Here is a 16,400-nt window from a genome sequence, read left to right on the forward strand (position 1 = left end):
TTTTAACAGCATGGCTACATTTTATTCAATTAATATTTTCCACCTATGCGCAAACGTTAATATCAACAATCAAATTGCATGAATTAACCGTTAACTCCAGATGTAATCGAATACACCTAAAAGGCATAAAATAACGCTATCGATAAAGCAGGGGGAGTATGAATGACAAGAGAGATTGATGAATCAAGCAGATAAAAAAAACGCCACTCCAAAAAGAAGTGGCGTCAAGAATGTAACTATAAACCGAAAAGCGGTTTTAAGAGATTCTTAAACAAAGGGGGTGAACAAAAAATTGACCACTCAGATCTGTCCGGCAATGTAGAACCGGACAAACCACAGAATTAGTAACCGAACGAGCTTGGGTATGTAAAGTTACCGGTGTATACAGCGCGGTTGTTCCAAAACTTGTTTACAGATTCAAATACTTTCATTTTTATCACCTTAACTATTAAGCAATGACTACACGTTATACGTGTTTGGCCGTCTTGGCCTGACTTAAACTCGGTTCCTTGGAGGCGATATCTCGGGCTCATCCTAGAGCAAAATTTTGTGTCGTTCGTCTTCGTTCAGAAGATGGTGCAACTATAACCCCGAAGTAATAAACTTTCAAGCATTTTCTTTAACTCCGTCACACTTTTGCCGTTATTGAGTGTTTGAACAACAAAAACTGTAATTTAATTACATCGAGCCACTTCACAATTCCACCATTTCGCGACCAAAGTGTAACGACTACCCTCTTGAACAATTACATAGTTACAACATACCTTATTCAACAGCATGCAAACCAATAATAACAAGGTAGGGGTACATCATGGCGGCATTTTCATCACTGAGAAAAATCACTATAAGTAAGCGACTCTATTTATTGAGCTTTGTTGTGACTGTATTGACGCTTTTGCCGCTGGTACTGTTTATTGCCAATTACCAAGCCAATATCATGGAAGAAAAAAGGCTCAAAACCCGCCACCTAGTCGAAAGTGCCCATAGCCTGATCGGCTATTACCACTCCCTTGAGCAACAAGGCTCCCTGTCCCGAACCAAAGCCCAACAACAAGCAGTGACAGCACTTGCTGCATTACGCTACGAAGATAAAGACTACTTCTGGGTCAATGACATGACCCCGACTATGGTCATGCATCCTTTTAAGCCTTCTCTCAATGGCCAGCGTTTGGACAACTTCAAGGATCCCAACGGGACGGCCCTGTTTGTTGAAATGGCCAATATTGTCCGCCAGCAGGGCCAGGGATTTGTCGATTACTATTGGGAGAAGCCCGGTTTCAGCACGCCGGTTGAAAAAATCTCCTACGTCAAAGGCTTTGCTCCCTGGGAATGGATTGTCGGCTCGGGGATCTATGTGGATGATGTCACTGCCCTCTTTTATAGCGAGCTTAAACAGTTCAGTGTTTTCCTTCTCAGTGCTTTGGCATTGAGTGGCTTGTTAGCCTGGATTATCTCCCGCTCTATCACCCTCCCCTGCCACGAAACGGCGCAAGCCATGCGTGATATCGCCAAGGGAGACGGGGATTTAACCCAGCGCTTGCCATGCCAAGGCGATGACGAACTCAGCCAACTGGCCCGCTCGTTCAATACCTTCGCCAGCCACCTATCCGATATGCTGCGAGATATCGCTCCAGTCAGCGACCAAATCAGTGCAGCGGCGAGCCAGCTCAACAGTGTTGCCACCCAGACAGCCAATAGCGCCAACCAAGCCTACCGGGGCATCGACAGCGTGGCTGCCGCCATGAACCAGCTACATGCCAATAACCAGGATGTTGCCCAATCAGCCCAACAAGCTGCCGAGGCAGCCGATCAAGCCCAGCAATTTAGCAGCAACAGTATTGCCGTGGTTTCAACTTCCTCGCGAGAAATGCATGCACTACTTAGCTTGCTGGATGAAGCCAACCACAGCGCCCAGGCCCTTGAGAAAGACTCACAGACTATCGGCTCAGTATTAGATGTGATCCGTGGTATCGCCGAGCAGACCAACTTGCTGGCCCTCAATGCGGCAATTGAGGCTGCCCGTGCGGGTGAGCAAGGCCGAGGTTTTGCCGTCGTGGCTGATGAAGTCAGGACGCTTGCGACGAGAACCCAGTCAAGCACCAACGAGATAGAAACGATCATTGCCAGCCTGCAGGGAAAGGCTAACAGTGTCAGTGGCGCGCTGGTCAAGACCCGCGAACAATCGTCCAGCACCGCCGAGCATGCTGACGAAGTCGCCCAGACTCTTGGGGCGATTGGCAAGCAAATCACCACGATACTGACTCTCAACCAGCATATTGCCGAAGCCAGTGACCAGCAGTCACAGGCCGCCGAGGCAATTAACCAAAGCCTGCATCAGTTGACCGAGCATAGCCACCAAACGGTTGAAAATGGCGAGCATATTGCAGCTGCCAGCAACCAATTACTTGCAAACGGGCAGAGCTTGGAGAACCATGTCAGCCACTTTAAGATTTAGCTGTTACCGTTTCGGGCACAGTGGTATCCTTGAGGTTAATCGCGATAGTTAATTGTTCTGAATAACTTTGCAATATAGTTAATTTTCAGCTAACTCATCGCCAATAACCAAAAGTTTATAAAGGAGACTGCTGTGTCAGAAATCAGTCAACTGTCACCTCAACCAGTGTGGCAATTCTTCGATCAGATCTGCTCTATCCCACACCCTTCCAAGCATGAAGAAGCGCTTGCCCAGCACATCATCCAGTTCGCACAAGGCGAAGGCCTTGAAGTACGCCGTGATGCTGTCGGTAACGTCTTTATCAAAAAACCTGCAACGCCAGGCATGGAAGATCGCAAGGGTGTTGTTCTTCAGGCCCACATCGATATGGTGCCGCAGAAGAACGAAGATACCGACCATGATTTCCTGACCGATCCTATCCAGCCGTACATCGACGGTGAGTGGGTGACCGCTAAAGGCACCACTCTGGGTGCTGACAATGGCATGGGTATGGCAGCATGTCTTGCTGTACTGGCTTCAAAAGACGTTGAGCATGGTCCGCTGGAAGTACTGCTGACCATTGACGAGGAAGCCGGTATGACAGGTGCTTTCGGTCTTGAAGAAGGCTGGCTGGAAGGTGATATCCTGCTGAATACCGACTCAGAGCAGGAAGGCGAAGTCTACATGGGCTGTGCCGGCGGTGTTGACGGTTCACTGGCTCTTGATATCCAGCGTGAAGCAACACCTGCGGATTTCCAAGCAGTTAAACTGGTTGTTAAGGGGCTGAAAGGCGGCCACTCTGGTTGTGATATCCATACTGGCCGTGGTAATGCCAACAAGATCCTAGGTCGCTTCCTGTTCGGCCATGCCGAAGAACTTGGCCTGCGCCTAACTTCTCTAACTGGTGGTAGCCTGCGCAACGCGATCCCACGCGAAGCAAGCGCAGTTGTTACCCTGCCTGCTGCCAACGTTGATAAGCTGAACGAGCTATTCGCCTATTACCAAGAGCTGCTTGTGGCTGAGCTTGGCCGTGTAGAAACAGACATCAACCTTTTCACTGAAACTGCAGAGCTTCCAGCTGATGTGCTAGTTGCCGCTGACCAGCAGCGCTTCATCAACATGCTGAATGCAACGCCTAACGGTGTGATCCGCATGAGTGATGACATCGAAGGTGTGGTTGAAACCTCACTGAACGTGGGTGTGATCACCACAGAAGCTGACAAAATCACGGTACTTTGCCTGATCCGCTCACTGATCGACTCTGGCCGCAGCAATGTCGAAGGCATGCTCAAAGCCGTTGCTTCGCTTGCTGGCGCAAGCTGTGAGTTCTCTGGTACTTACCCAGGCTGGAAACCAGACGCTGATTCTGAAGTCATGCACCTGTTCCGCGAAACGTACGAGAACATCTACGGCCGCGTACCGAACATCATGGTGATCCACGCCGGTCTTGAGTGTGGTCTGTTCAAGAAGCCATACCCGAACATGGATATGATTTCCTTCGGCCCGACCATCAAGTTCCCGCACTCGCCAGACGAGAAAGTCCAGATCGAAACTGTTGCCCTGTTCTGGGAGCAAATGGTCGCGATCCTGAAGAATATTCCGGTGAAGGGTTAATTTCCGATAACCAAGTATGACAAAAGCAGGCTCCGGCCTGCTTTTTTGATCGAGTAATCCATTCTGTGGTTCTGTGGTTCTGTGGTTCTGTGGTTCTGTGGTTCTGTAAGGATGCTCCCCGAAAGAAACTTTGCTATAAAACTATTGCTCTAAGCAAGATATCCCTACCAGAGCCTACTTACTAAATGGCATTGTTGCTATTTTTCAAGAATTCCGCTTTAAATCCATAGAACCTTAGGGCCATAGCAACACAGTGCCGTTATTCAAAACAACGAAAGCTGCTGCGCCCGGGTGCCAAGCTCCAAACCGACACTGATACCAATCAGGCGGATCTCCCTATCCTGCTGGCGAGTCAGGGCTTCTTTGAGTAAACCTTCGAACTGCGCTTTATCCAATTTAGGCTGGGTATGCTCTACCGTGGTTTGCTGGAAGTCGGCGAATTTCACCTTCACCCCCTGCTTGGCGATATTAAGCTCAGGACGTACTCGCTTGAGCCGCTTTTCCAGCTCGGGGAATAAGCGCTCTATCACCTCCCAGCATTGCTCGTAGGTACTGATATTTTGCGAGAACGTACGTTCAACCCCAACTGATTTGCGCTCCCGCTCGACCACCACTTCCCGCTCATCAATACCATGGGCACGCGACCATAGCGACTGACCGAATTTGCCAAACTGCTGCAACAGCAAGTGCCTGTCGTATTGCTGCACATCTTTGCCGAGATACAAACCTTTATCATGTAACTTTTGGATGGTGACCTTGCCGACACCGGGGATCTTCTCGAGTTTCAAGTCTGCGACGAAAGCGGGGATCTGATCAGGCGTCACGACATATTGCCCATCGGGCTTGTTGAGATCCGAGGCTATCTTGGCAATGAACTTAACCGGGGCAATGCCGGCAGATGCCGTGAGGTTGAGCTCTTCTCGGATAGCCCGGCGGATGTCTTCAGCAATCAATGTGGCCGAGCCATGGCACAGCTCGCAATCGGTAACATCAAGGTAAGCTTCATCAAGGGAAAGCGGTTCGATCTTATCGGTATAGCGCTGGAAGATCTCACGGATCTGGCCAGAGACTTCTTTGTAGACGCTCATCCGGCCGGAGACCAAAGTCAGGTGAGGACAAAGTTGCATTGCTCTACCCGTCGGCATGGCCGAGCGCACCCCGTATTTTCGCGCTAGGTAGTTACAGGTACTGATCACCCCACGCTGCTCGGAGCGACCACCAATGGCAATAGGGATATCCCGCAGGTCAGGGTTATCACGCATCTCAACCGCCGCAAAGAAGCAATCCATGTCGACATGGATGATCTTTTTCTGCGCCTTGCCAGGCTTTGAGGGTGACAACAGAGACATTAGAATGGCTACCTGATTACTGTTTTTTTATACAGTAACATTATAGAGGCTACGGCAGGCACTGTGAAGCCTAACAAAAAGCCCGGCATGGTTAGTGCCGGGCTTGGAATTCAGTTAGCAAGTGCTCGCTGATCAGATAATTTGGTTTTTCTTCCATTCAGCTGCACGGGCTTCACGCGCTTCGCGCTTGAGGCGAGCATCACACGGCTCTGGACAGTCACACTCTTTGGCAATGCCGATCCCGTCAAGACCACCACAGCTGCCGCTGACGCTTTTGCGCTGGAAGATGTAGCCAACAGCCATCGCAGTGATGACCAGCAAAAACACAGCAAAGGTAGTTACATAGATAACCATTGTTCAATCTCTACTTTTGATTCATGTAAGGGGCAAAAGCATCCGAGGCATATTCCTTGAAGCCTTGCTCTGTTTTCACAACCAACAGCAATGGGATCTGCTCTTGGTTTGCCAACGCCAGCGCCTTTTCTTCTCCCATCACAGAGAACGCCGTTGCCAAAGCGTCTGACGTCATGCTTGATGGGTGCAGTACTGTTACCGATACTACATGGTTGGAAATCGGCATACCACTGTTCGGATCGATAAGGTGCGAGTAACGTACACCGTCTTCTTCGAAGTAATTGCGGTAGTCACCCGATGTCGCAACAGCCATATCACCTGGCTCAATCACTTCCTGAATCGCCCGGCTACCGTCTTCGGTGGGCTTTTCAATCGCGATGCGCCAAGGCACACCTTCCAGGTTATTGCCTTGCAGGCTGATTTCACCACCGATCTCAACCAGGTAATCCGCCACGCCTAGATCATCAAAGTAATCGGCGACCACGTCAACCCCAAATCCCTTGGCAATCGAGGACAGATCGACATACAGATCGGGGATATCCTTGATCAGGCTGTTGCCTTCAACAGTCAGGTGGTGAATACCCACTATCTTGCGACGCTCAGCCAGCTCTTGCTCGGTCGGTGTTTTCTCAGGGCGCGCTTCTGGGCCGAAGCTCCACAAGTTGACAATCGGGCCCACTGTCACATCCAGAGCCCCGTCTGTCAGTTTGGCTAGGCGGATAGCCTCAGTCACTACCTTGGCGGTATCTGCCGACACTTCAAACGGTTCGCTCGAGCGCGACTGGTTAAATTGGCTGAGCTCGGAATGCTTACGGTATGTCGACATCTGGTCGTTAACAAGCTCTAGTCGACGGTCAATTTCTGCCTGGATATCCGTGGCAGGCGGTAAGCCTTCCTGCTTAATCAACTTAATTGAATAGTAGGTCCCCATGGTCGAACCGTTAAGGTGGATCATCTCTCGCTGATCACTACAGGCCGACAGGGTAAAAACCATCGCAAGCATCAGCAATGCGCGGTGCAGTAACGTCTTCATCCAACTACTCCCCAAATGAAAGACAGTCATTGTTATTTGTTATGGGTAAGCGCTATATATAAAAACCATATATTACATACCGTTATTATGCGCTTATTACGAAAAAAGGCTGACCCCTGTTGGGATCAGCCAGTTTTTCAATGTGCGGCTAATTAGCCACCGAAGTCATCCAGTAGGATGTTTTCGTCTTCAACACCAAGATCTTTCAGCATGCCGATAACCGCTGCGTTCATCATTGGTGGACCACACATGTAGTACTCACAATCTTCTGGCGCTTCGTGATCTTTCAAGTAGTTCTCGTAGATCACGTTGTGGATGAAGCCTGTGTAACCGTCCCAGTTATCTTCTGGTAGTGGATCAGACAGGGCAACGTGCCACTCGAAGTTCTCGTTGTCAGCCGCTAGCGTATCGAAATCTTCTACGTAGAACATTTCACGCTTAGAACGCGCACCGTACCAGTAAGTCATCTTACGCTTAGATTTCAAGCGTAGAAGCTGGTCGAAGATGTGCGAACGCATTGGTGCCATACCAGCACCACCACCGATGAATACCATTTCGTTGTCAGTTTCTTTCGCGAAGAACTCACCGAATGGACCAGAGATAGTACACTTGTCACCAGCCTTAAGCGACCAGATGTAAGATGACATTACGCCAGGTGGTACATCTGGGTTGTTAGGCGGCGGCGTTGCAATACGTACGTTCAGCTTGATGATGCCTTTCTCTTCTGGGTATGACGCCATAGAGTATGCACGGATTGAGTGCTCTTTTACGATAGACTCGTAACGGAACAGGTTGAACTTGTCCCAGTCTTCACGGTATTCGTCAGGAATATCGAAATCAGAGTACTTAATGTGGTGCGGTTCAGCTTCGATCTGGATGTAACCACCCGCGCGGAACGGTACTTCTTCACCTTCAGGGATCTGAAGTACAAGCTCTTTGATGAAGGTTGCTTCGTTATCGTTAGAGATAACTGTACATTCCCACTTCTTCACGCCAAAGATTTCTTCTGGAAGCTCGATGTCCATGTCAGATTTCACGTTAACCTGACACGCTAGACGCTCGCCTTCACGTGCTTCACCTTTAGTGATGTGGTCAAGCTCTGTTGGCAGGATATCACCGCCACCAGATTTAACTTTTACGCGACACTGGCCACAAGAACCACCGCCACCACAAGCAGATGAAACGAAGATGCCGCTTGCTGAAAGTGCATTAAGCAGTTTGCTACCGGCAGCGGTTGTAATCGCTTTTTCCGGATCGCCATTTACTGAGATAGTAATGTCACCTGATGGTACCAGCTTAGATTTAGCGAATAGGATCACTAGAACTAGAGCCAGGATAATCAGGGTGAACATGACTACGCCAAGAATAATATCCATTGATTATTCCTTTTATCCTGATTACAGCTGAACGCCGGAGAAGGACATGAAGCCCAACGCCATAAGGCCAACGGTGATGAATGTAATACCTAGGCCACGTAGACCTGGAGGTACGTCTGAGTACTTCATCTTCTCGCGGATACCCGCAAGAGCAACGATTGCTAGCATCCAACCGATACCAGAACCAAGACCGTATACTACAGATTCAGCGAAGTTATAATCACGCTGTACCATGAAAGATACACCACCGAAGATCGCACAGTTTACTGTGATCAATGGTAGGAAAATACCTAGCGCGTTGTATAGCGGCGGGAAGAAGCGGTCCAGAACCATTTCCAGGATCTGTACCAGTGCCGCGATAACACCGATGAACGTAATAAAGTTCAGGAAGCTAAGGTCAACGCCTGAAACAATGGCGCCGTCTTTTAGCAGTAGGTTGTAGATCAGGTTGTTCACAGGAACAGCGATCGTTAGTACAACGATTACCGCTACACCCAGACCGAAAGAAGTTTTCACTTTTTTCGATACGGCTAGGAATGTACACATACCTAGGAAGAACGACAGTGCCAAGTTCTCGATAAAGATCGAACGAACTAGAAGGCTTAGATAATGTTCCATGTTCCCCTTACTCCTTCGCTTCGACTTGTTCTGGACGGATGATACGGATAGCCCAGATCATGAAACCAATCAGGAAGAACGCTGATGGTGCTAGGATCATCATACCGTTTGGCTGGTACCAACCACCGTCAGATACTAGCGGCAGGATTTCCACGCCGAATAGTTTGCCTGAACCGAATAGTTCACGGAAGAAAGCTACAGTGATAAGTACGAAGCCGTAACCAAGACCGTTACCGATACCGTCAACAAGTGATGGTAGAGGCTCAGACTTCATTGCGTATGCTTCAGCACGACCCATAACGATACAGTTCGTGATGATCAGACCAACGAATACAGAAAGCTGCTTAGAAATATCGTAAACAAACGCTTTTAGTACCTGGTCAACCACGATTACCAACGATGCGATGATCGCCATCTGTACGATGATACGTACGCTGTTTGGAATGTGGTTACGGATCAGGGATACGAACAAGTTAGAGAATGCACAAACGAATGTTACCGCTAGGGTCATTACGAATGCTGTCTCTAGTTTGGTGGTTACTGCTAGTGCAGAACAAACACCAAGGATCTGAAGCGCGATCGGGTTGTTGTCGATAAACGGCGCAAACAGAATCTTCTTCATTTCTTTAGTATCAGCCATTGTTTAGGCCTCCTTCACGAACTTTAGCCAGGAATGGACCAAAGCCCATGTCACCCAACCAGAAGTCGAAGGTGTGCTGAACACCATTTGCAGTTAGGGTTGCACCAGACAGACCATCTACACCGTGGATGTCACCCTCAGGTGCACCGCCTTTAACGACGCGGATAGCTGGCTTGTTGTTGCTATCGAACAGTTCTTTACCAACGAACTGTGCACGCCAGTTCGGGTTCTCGATCTCACCACCAAGTCCAGGAGTTTCACCCTGCTCGTAGTAAGTGATACCCGCAAGCGTGTTGCCGTCAGTTTCAACCGCGATGAATGCGTACATCATTGACCACAGACCACCACCGTGTACCGGCAGGATCAGCTTGTCGATGTTATCGTTCGCATCTTTCACTAGGTAAACTGTTGCAACGTTAGCACGGCGGATGATCTTCGCAAGGTCTTGGTCACCAGATAGGCGGATAGACTGTGCTGGATCTTTCGCTGCGTCACGCTGGCTGTACTCAGATGCAGTTGCACCTTCTTCAGTCTGCTCTACGAACTCGCCTGTTTCTAGGTTAACAAGCTTAGGCTCGATGAACTGCTCATACGCTTCAGTGATGTTGGTGCCATCTTGCAGAAGGCCCGCAACTGAAAGGATGTTGCGCTGAACGTCAAGTACAGCATTCTTCTGCTGCAGTGGACGCAGAGCAACCGCTGCTGCTGATACCACGATTGAGCACACTAGGCTCAGTGCGATAACAACAATTAGCGTCTTTTTAATGCTATCGTTATTACTTGACATGACGAGCTAGTCTCCGCTTGATGTTGCCCTGAACTACTAGGTTGTCAAATAGAGGTGCGAATAGGTTAGCAAATAGGATTGCTAGCATCATACCTTCTGGGTACGCAGGGTTAACCACACGAACCATAACAGCCATTGCACCGATGAGTGCGCCGTACCACCACTTACCTTTGTTGGTAAATGCCGCAGACACAGGGTCGGTTGCCATGAACATCATACCGAATGCGAAGCCACCTAGAACTAGGTGCCAGTGCCATGGCATGCTGAACATTGCGTTGGTGTCAGAACCAATAATGTTGAATAGCGTCGCTGTCGCGATCATACCGATCATAGTACCCGCGATGATGCGCCATGAAGCGATGCCCATGAACACGATCATTGCGCCACCAAGCAGGATAGCTAGGGTCGAAACTTCACCGATAGAACCCGGGATACGGCCGATGAACGCGTCCATCCAGCTAACAGCATCGCCAGTTACCGTGTTCATCACTGCAGCCTGACCGCCGTGTGCCCACTGGCTCAGTGCTGTCGCACCAGAGAAGCCATCTGCCGCAGTCCATACTAGATCACCAGAGATCTGAGCTGGGTATGCGAAGAATAGGAACGCACGACCTGCCAAAGCAGGGTTAAGGAAGTTACGGCCAGTACCACCGAAGATTTCTTTAGCAACGACAACACCGAAGGTAATACCTAGTGCTGCCTGCCATAGTGGTAGTGTTGGCGGTACGATCAATGCGAAAAGGATAGAAGTTACAAAGAAACCTTCGTTAACTTCATGCTTACGCACCATACAGAATAGGACTTCCCAGAAACCACCTACAGCGAATACCACTGCGTAAATAGGTAGGAAATAGGTCGCACCCAGTAGCATTTTGCTACCCCAGCCAGCATCTGCTGACATGGTGCCGCCTAGCATTTCTGTTAGCCAGTAGTGCCAGTCACCTGCAACGATAGTTGCTAGCTGCTCACCCACGTACATGTGGTTAAGCGCAGCGATTGCTTGGTGACCGGTGTTGTACATACCCCAGAACATTGCTGGGAAGACCGCGAACCACACCATGATCATGATGCGCTTCAGGTCAACGCTGTCACGAACGTGCGCGCTTGTACGGGTTACCTGGCCTGGCGTGTACATAAGAGTTGCAAACGCTTCGTAAAGCGCAAACCACTTCTCGTGCTTACCACCTGGCTCAAAGTGGTGTTCAACCTGCTCGAGTAAATTCTTGAGGCTCATGAATTACCCTTCCTTCTCAATTGTGTCCAGGCACTGACGTAGCATAGGACCAAATTCATACTTACCTGGGCATACGAACGTACATAGTGCTAGATCTTCTTCGTCCAGCTCTAGTGCACCTAGCTGCTGAGCACTGTCAACGTCACCTGCACACAGGTCACGAAGAAGCAGAGTCGGCTCGATATCAAGCGGCATTACTTTTTCGTAGTTACCGATTGGCACCATCGCACGCTCAGAACCGTTCGTCGTCGTGGTCATGTTGAATAGCTGACCTGGGAAGAACTGGCTTAGGAAAGAGCGAGTAACAGAGAATTTGTTTTTACCTGGCGCGATCCAGCCCATGAATTCTTTTTCACGGCCTTCGCGAAGGGCAGAAATCTGCAGATGGTAGCGACCTAGGTAGGCGTGAGGACCCGCAGCGTTAACACCGTTCAGCACCGAACCAGAAAGGATACGCAGTTCGCCTGGCATCATTTCAGAATCCGTGATCTGCTCGATAGACGCACCAATCTGGGTACGAACTAGACGAGGGTTGTTAACAACTGGACCTGCCAGAGAAACCACACGATCAGTGTAGAGCTCACCAGTCAGGAACAGTTTACCGAATGCGATAACGTCCTGGTAGTTGATGTGCCAAGCCACGTTTTCGATGCTCGCACCGAACAACGTATGGATGTGAGTACCAACCAGACCCGCTGGGTGCGGACCGTTGAATACGTGCTCTTCCACATTGGTTTCACTGCAGCGAGGTAGACTTGCACCAGACTTACAAACCAATACTTTACCGCTTGTTAGGCGTGACAATACTGTCAGACCTGCAGTAAATGCATCGCTCTGCTCGTTGATAACAACTTCTGGGTTAGCTGCTAGAGGGTTAGTGTCGATAGCCGTTACAAAGATAGCCTGAGTTTCAGCATCGATCGCAGGGACCTTGCTGAAAGGACGCGTACGAAGCGCTGTCCACATACCAGACTCAACCAGCTGGTCTACCAATGCAGAACGCTCAAGCTGAGCAATCTGACCAGCATCATAGCTGTTGAATGTAACCTGCTCGTCGCCTTCTACATCAATCACAACGGATTGTAGAACACGCTTTGCACCACGATTGATTTCTGCAACCTTGCCGCTGGCTGGAGCAGTGAACTTAACGCCAGGGTTCTTCTTGTCTTCAAAAAGAACCTGACCTTTTTTCACTACATCCCCTACGCGGATATGCATTGTAGGACGCATACCAACATATTCTTCGCCAAGCAAGGCGACACGTGTGATGGCCTTGCCATCATTTATCGCCTGGGCAGGAGTCCCTGAAATTGGGATATCCAGACCCTTCTTTATTGTAATCATACGCACTTGCACTACATTAACGGGAAAAAATTATTTTCTATTGCGCAATATTAGACACGACTTTCCTTCGTCCGAAGCCGGCTTGATCCGCTACCAGCAACGCAACATCCTATTCACTTACCTGTCACACTTTTGGCGACGAGTAATTTTGAGGCCGGAATTTTAGCACTATTTGGTTGGATTTTACCATGGCAAACCGCGCTAATCGGACTGAAAATCGGCTAACTCTTTAAACGCAATATCTTTGTTGGGTAATATTTTTGAACTGACACACAAAAGTGATAATCATCTGGAATTATCATTTTCTTTGCATCACCACCAGTAAGTTAATAAAAAACCAACAATTACCATACAGTCACAACAATGGGGCAAAAAGCCCCATTATTATATGTTTCAATTATGTCGCCATGTTAATCACTATTAACAACTTGGCGCCAACAACCCCTTGGTGAAATTGCCTTTTCCACCACAGAATCAGTCAAAAATCGTAAATTTCTACCATTGGCTGGGGACCTTACCGCTTGCGGTTCACCGCAGCAATACCCCTTTAGGTACTTGCGCCCTGTGTGGTGGTAGCATTTTGCCCCGCACCACCAGCCCAAAGTATAGACACCGGAGACCAAATAACAGGCCTAACCTGAGGCACTTAATCGATAAGCCGCAAGATACCCTCCCAATCATAGGTCGTATCTCTGCAATAGTACGAAATCGAGATAAGAAATAATGCCGTAAGTCTCAAAAATCCGGATAAAAAAACCGCAAAGATTGCGGTTTGTTAATCGGGTTCAGCTAACGGTCAGCCCAGTTTGCTGCCACCACGACAAGCGGGTGAGGCAGGCGCTCCCTCCTGCTGATTCTGCCACTCAGCGTCGGTATAGGTATGAATGGCCAATGCGTGGATATGATTGGCCAGTTCGTCAGCCAAGGCACAGTTAACGGCACGGTGACGGCCAATCAGGCGCATTCCTTCGAACTGCTCACTGACAACAATAACTTTGAAATGACTTTCCGAGCCTTCAGGCACATTATGCATGTAGCTTTCATTGATCACTTCTAGATGAAGGGGGGCGAACGCTTGCTGTAATTTCTCTTCTATACGTTCCTGGATCATGGTTTACCTTCTCCGACGGTAAAATCACCCCTGCCGCGAGCAAATTTATAGGCAGCAGCGATAAATACCCAATAAAGACTGACATAAAATTGGTTTTAAGTAGGGGCTGGTTTTGCGAAAATACCAACCAATGAGTAAACATACCGTAAAGTAACCGTTAATGAAACCAGAGCTAACCCTTCACGAGCGAACGCTGATCCTGCAGCGCTACCCAGTAAGGAAAAATGAAACCCTGCAGGCATGGGACGCGGCAGACGAGTACCTGATCAACCACGTCAGAGAGGCAGAGATTACCCTCGACCCCGCACGCCCTATCCTCATCCTTAACGACAGTTTCGGGGCACTGAGCTGCTGGTTTGCCAATGACGGCAAGGTCACCGCGGTTACTGATTCATTTATTGCCAAGCAAGCTTGCCTTGCCAACTTGGCTGATAACCAGCTGCCAGAGGTAAATATTGTCGACTGTCTGGCTGATCTGCCGGAAAATCCACAGCTGGTTATCATGAAGCTGCCAAAAAACAACCGCTTGCTGGTGTGGCAACTACAGCAACTTTGCCAGCTGCTTCCTGCCGATTGCACAGTGATTGCTGCGGCCAAAGCGCGCGATATCCACACTTCAACCTTGAAGCTGTTCGAAAAGCATCTCGGCGAAACCAAAACCTCTCTGGCAATGAAAAAGGCAAGACTGGTTTTCTGCCAAGCCAATCCTGAACTTGCACAGCCACTGCCAGCCCCGCAGCAATGGGATGTGCCTGAGCACAACATCACCTTGAACAATCATGCCAATGTATTTTCCAGTGACAGCTTGGATATAGGTGCCCGCTTGCTACTGGAGCATATCCCAAGTGGCAACCAATATTAGGACATTATCGATCTCGGCTGCGGCAACGGGGTGATCGGTATTAAAGCAGCCCGCCTCAACCCGCAAGCCAATGTAGTGTGTGTTGATGAAAGCTATATGGCAACAGCATCGGCCACAATGAACGCCGAGCAAAACCTCGACAATCCGTCTCAGCTTACCGCCAAGGTAAACAACTGTCTTGATGGCTTCCCAGCCCAGAGTGCCGATCTGGTACTGTGCAACCCGCCGTTCCACCAGCAGGCCGCCATTACCGACCATATCGCATGGCAAATGTTCTGCGACGCCAACCATGTCCTGCGCCCAAGCGGCAAACTGGTTGTGATTGGCAACCGCCACCTCGGATATGGCGGAAAACTCAAGCGTCTGTTTGGCAATGTCACGGTAATTGCCCAAAATAATAAATTTGTCGTTTATCAATCAGATAAGTAAATTACAATATAACCAATTTACGGGGAGCTTGCGCAGCCCCCGCTTTACCCAAGGATAGAATAACTATGAAGAAGCTTCTTGTTGCAGCCTCCGTACTGGCCTTGACGGCATGCTCATCACCGTCAGAGCCTCAGCTCTCCATCCACCCAGAGCCGGTGATCGCCTCGCAGCCTATGGTACATGGCAAAAGTATGAACCTGGACAGCCGTGATCTCCGTACTGCCCAATTTATTGCGGTTGTCGATAGCGGTCGTGAGAATGTCCAGCCACTGCACAGCAACGAAAACCTACGAGCCACATTGGAAGATGCTCTCTTACGTCAGTTGACCGCGCAGGGCTATACCATTACCGAAGACAGCGAAGGCACCATGCGCCTTGATATCCTTGAGGCAATGGTCAACGTCAAGCACAGTGTGGTAAGCCATGATCTGAGCAGCAAACTGCAGTTACAGCTTGTTGTTGAAACGCCAAAGGGTAAGTTCGTCAAGCGCTATTCCGGTAAGTCTTCGCGCAATGGGGCAATGAGTGCTTCGGTTGAAGATATGGAGCAGGCCATGAACAATTTGATCACTGCCGTGCTTAAAGACATCTATGCTGATCCTGAGTTGAACGCCTATATGCAGGAGAACCTATAATGCGTCGTTTGCTATCGACCCTACTATTTTGTCTTGCGCTTCCTGTAAGTGCAGCAACCCAGGTATCGGTTACCACCAACCTGGGTGAATTTGTCATTGAACTTGAGCAGGACAAAGCCCCTGTCTCGAGCGAGAACTTCCTGCGCTATGTCGAAGATGGCAGTTATGAAGGCACCATTTTCCACCGAGTGATCCCTGGCTTTATGGCCCAGGGCGGTGGTTTTGATAAAGATCTCAAACGCCGTTCTAGCTACGACCCTATCAAGAACGAATCCACCAATGGCTTGAGCAATGCCAAAGCTACCGTCGCGATGGCGCGTACCCAAGCACCAGACTCGGCAACCCGCCAGTTTTACATCAACTACCAAAACAACACCTTCCTTGATGCCCAGGGCAGCCGTCCAGGCTATGCGGTATTTGGTAAAGTTGTGAGCGGCTTCCCAGTTATTGAAAAAATGGCGGAAATTCCTACTACAACTATCCGCTCTATGGGTATGAAAGATGTTCCGGAGCAACCTATAGTTATTGAAAGTGTCAAAATTATTAAAAATTAGACACAGGCTAATGTCACCTGATCATT

The 16,400-nt window shown here is 49.2% G+C and carries 14 protein-coding genes and 1 pseudogene; 5 read left to right on the forward strand and 10 right to left on the reverse strand.

The features are described 5' to 3' along the window. The first annotated feature begins 811 nt into the window (after positions 1-811). Together R2X38_RS19540 and R2X38_RS19545 are read left to right on the forward strand one after the other, a co-directional pair. Positions 812-2,455, forward strand: a complete 1,644-nt coding sequence (locus R2X38_RS19540; protein ID WP_317524022.1) for a methyl-accepting chemotaxis protein — start codon at positions 812-814, stop codon at positions 2,453-2,455. 132 nt (positions 2,456-2,587) lie between these two features. After that, a complete protein-coding gene (locus R2X38_RS19545) occupies positions 2,588-4,048 on the forward strand; it encodes an aminoacyl-histidine dipeptidase (protein WP_317524023.1) in 1,461 nt (486 codons plus the stop codon). 263 nt (positions 4,049-4,311) lie between these two features. Here R2X38_RS19545 and dinB read toward each other — a convergent pair whose 3' ends face one another. The 10 genes from dinB to bolA form a co-directional block, all read right to left on the reverse strand. Then, positions 4,312-5,397: a DNA polymerase IV gene (gene dinB / locus R2X38_RS19550; RefSeq protein ID WP_317524024.1), complete on the reverse strand. Its 1,086-nt coding sequence runs from the start codon at positions 5,395-5,397 to the stop codon at positions 4,312-4,314. A 132-nt stretch (positions 5,398-5,529) separates the two neighbouring features. Continuing rightward, positions 5,530-5,751 (reverse strand): (Na+)-NQR maturation NqrM, encoded by a 222-nt coding sequence (gene nqrM / locus R2X38_RS19555; protein WP_039460617.1) that lies wholly within the window; start codon positions 5,749-5,751, stop codon positions 5,530-5,532. Between the two features lie 10 nt (positions 5,752-5,761). Then, positions 5,762-6,772, reverse strand: coding sequence for an FAD:protein FMN transferase (locus R2X38_RS19560; protein WP_411185582.1), 1,011 nt, complete (start codon positions 6,770-6,772; stop codon positions 5,762-5,764). 164 nt (positions 6,773-6,936) lie between these two features. After that, on the reverse strand, positions 6,937-8,160 hold the full coding sequence (gene nqrF, locus R2X38_RS19565; RefSeq protein WP_317524025.1) for an NADH:ubiquinone reductase (Na(+)-transporting) subunit F: 1,224 nt from the start codon (positions 8,158-8,160) through the stop codon (positions 6,937-6,939). A 21-nt stretch (positions 8,161-8,181) separates the two neighbouring features. Continuing rightward, positions 8,182-8,778 carry an NADH:ubiquinone reductase (Na(+)-transporting) subunit E gene (gene nqrE / locus R2X38_RS19570; RefSeq protein ID WP_039460611.1) on the reverse strand — a complete coding sequence of 199 codons (597 nt, stop codon included), beginning with the start codon at positions 8,776-8,778 and terminating at the stop codon, positions 8,182-8,184. A 7-nt stretch (positions 8,779-8,785) separates the two neighbouring features. Beyond that, positions 8,786-9,418 carry an NADH:ubiquinone reductase (Na(+)-transporting) subunit D gene (locus R2X38_RS19575; RefSeq protein WP_187462226.1) on the reverse strand — a complete coding sequence of 211 codons (633 nt, stop codon included), beginning with the start codon at positions 9,416-9,418 and terminating at the stop codon, positions 8,786-8,788. After that, positions 9,411-10,205 carry a Na(+)-translocating NADH-quinone reductase subunit C gene (locus R2X38_RS19580; protein WP_317524026.1) on the reverse strand — a complete coding sequence of 265 codons (795 nt, stop codon included), beginning with the start codon at positions 10,203-10,205 and terminating at the stop codon, positions 9,411-9,413. Before R2X38_RS19580 ends, R2X38_RS19575 begins: the two co-directional genes overlap by 8 nt. Next, positions 10,195-11,439, reverse strand: a complete 1,245-nt coding sequence (locus R2X38_RS19585) for an NADH:ubiquinone reductase (Na(+)-transporting) subunit B (RefSeq protein WP_317524027.1) — start codon at positions 11,437-11,439, stop codon at positions 10,195-10,197. The genes R2X38_RS19580 and R2X38_RS19585 overlap by 11 nt, the downstream gene beginning before the upstream one ends. A 3-nt stretch (positions 11,440-11,442) precedes the next feature. Beyond that, on the reverse strand, positions 11,443-12,783 hold the full coding sequence (locus R2X38_RS19590) for a Na(+)-translocating NADH-quinone reductase subunit A (protein WP_317524028.1): 1,341 nt from the start codon (positions 12,781-12,783) through the stop codon (positions 11,443-11,445). A 796-nt stretch (positions 12,784-13,579) separates the two neighbouring features. Then, the gene (gene bolA / locus R2X38_RS19595) at positions 13,580-13,894 is read right to left on the reverse strand and encodes a transcriptional regulator BolA (RefSeq protein ID WP_317524029.1); all 315 of its coding nucleotides are present in this window, start codon (positions 13,892-13,894) and stop codon (positions 13,580-13,582) included. 160 nt (positions 13,895-14,054) lie between these two features. Here bolA and R2X38_RS19600 point away from each other — a divergent pair. From R2X38_RS19600 to R2X38_RS19610, 3 genes and pseudogenes are all read left to right on the forward strand, one after another. After that, positions 14,055-15,185, forward strand: a pseudogene (locus R2X38_RS19600) (methyltransferase). A gap of 65 nt (positions 15,186-15,250) precedes the next feature. After that, complete coding sequence (locus R2X38_RS19605; RefSeq protein ID WP_317524030.1) at positions 15,251-15,820, forward strand: YajG family lipoprotein; 570 nt, start codon at positions 15,251-15,253, stop codon at positions 15,818-15,820. Further along, the gene (locus R2X38_RS19610) at positions 15,820-16,374 is read left to right on the forward strand and encodes a peptidylprolyl isomerase (protein ID WP_107299240.1); all 555 of its coding nucleotides are present in this window, start codon (positions 15,820-15,822) and stop codon (positions 16,372-16,374) included. Before R2X38_RS19605 ends, R2X38_RS19610 begins: the two co-directional genes overlap by 1 nt. Positions 16,375-16,400: the final 26 nt, after the last annotated feature.

This window comes from Photobacterium rosenbergii, from assembly GCF_033022775.1.
In the GTDB taxonomy this organism is placed as follows: Bacteria; Pseudomonadota; Gammaproteobacteria; order Enterobacterales; family Vibrionaceae; genus Photobacterium; species Photobacterium rosenbergii_A.

Bases quoted from the DNA above. Each gene is read 5' to 3' on its own strand.
- R2X38_RS19540 (WP_317524022.1), top strand. From the start codon at position 812: ATGGCGGCATTTTCATCACTGAGAAAAATCACTATAAGTAAGCGACTC.
- dinB (WP_317524024.1), bottom strand. From the start codon at position 5,397: ATGTCTCTGTTGTCACCCTCAAAGCCTGGCAAGGCGCAGAAAAAGATC.
- nqrM (WP_039460617.1), bottom strand. From the start codon at position 5,751: ATGGTTATCTATGTAACTACCTTTGCTGTGTTTTTGCTGGTCATCACT.
- nqrF (WP_317524025.1), bottom strand. From the start codon at position 8,160: ATGGATATTATTCTTGGCGTAGTCATGTTCACCCTGATTATCCTGGCT.
- nqrE (WP_039460611.1), bottom strand. From the start codon at position 8,778: ATGGAACATTATCTAAGCCTTCTAGTTCGTTCGATCTTTATCGAGAAC.
- R2X38_RS19575 (WP_187462226.1), bottom strand. From the start codon at position 9,418: ATGGCTGATACTAAAGAAATGAAGAAGATTCTGTTTGCGCCGTTTATC.
- R2X38_RS19580 (WP_317524026.1), bottom strand. From the start codon at position 10,205: ATGTCAAGTAATAACGATAGCATTAAAAAGACGCTAATTGTTGTTATC.
- R2X38_RS19585 (WP_317524027.1), bottom strand. From the start codon at position 11,439: ATGAGCCTCAAGAATTTACTCGAGCAGGTTGAACACCACTTTGAGCCA.
- R2X38_RS19590 (WP_317524028.1), bottom strand. From the start codon at position 12,783: ATGATTACAATAAAGAAGGGTCTGGATATCCCAATTTCAGGGACTCCT.
- bolA (WP_317524029.1), bottom strand. From the start codon at position 13,894: ATGATCCAGGAACGTATAGAAGAGAAATTACAGCAAGCGTTCGCCCCC.
- R2X38_RS19605 (WP_317524030.1), top strand. From the start codon at position 15,251: ATGAAGAAGCTTCTTGTTGCAGCCTCCGTACTGGCCTTGACGGCATGC.
- R2X38_RS19610 (WP_107299240.1), top strand. From the start codon at position 15,820: ATGCGTCGTTTGCTATCGACCCTACTATTTTGTCTTGCGCTTCCTGTA.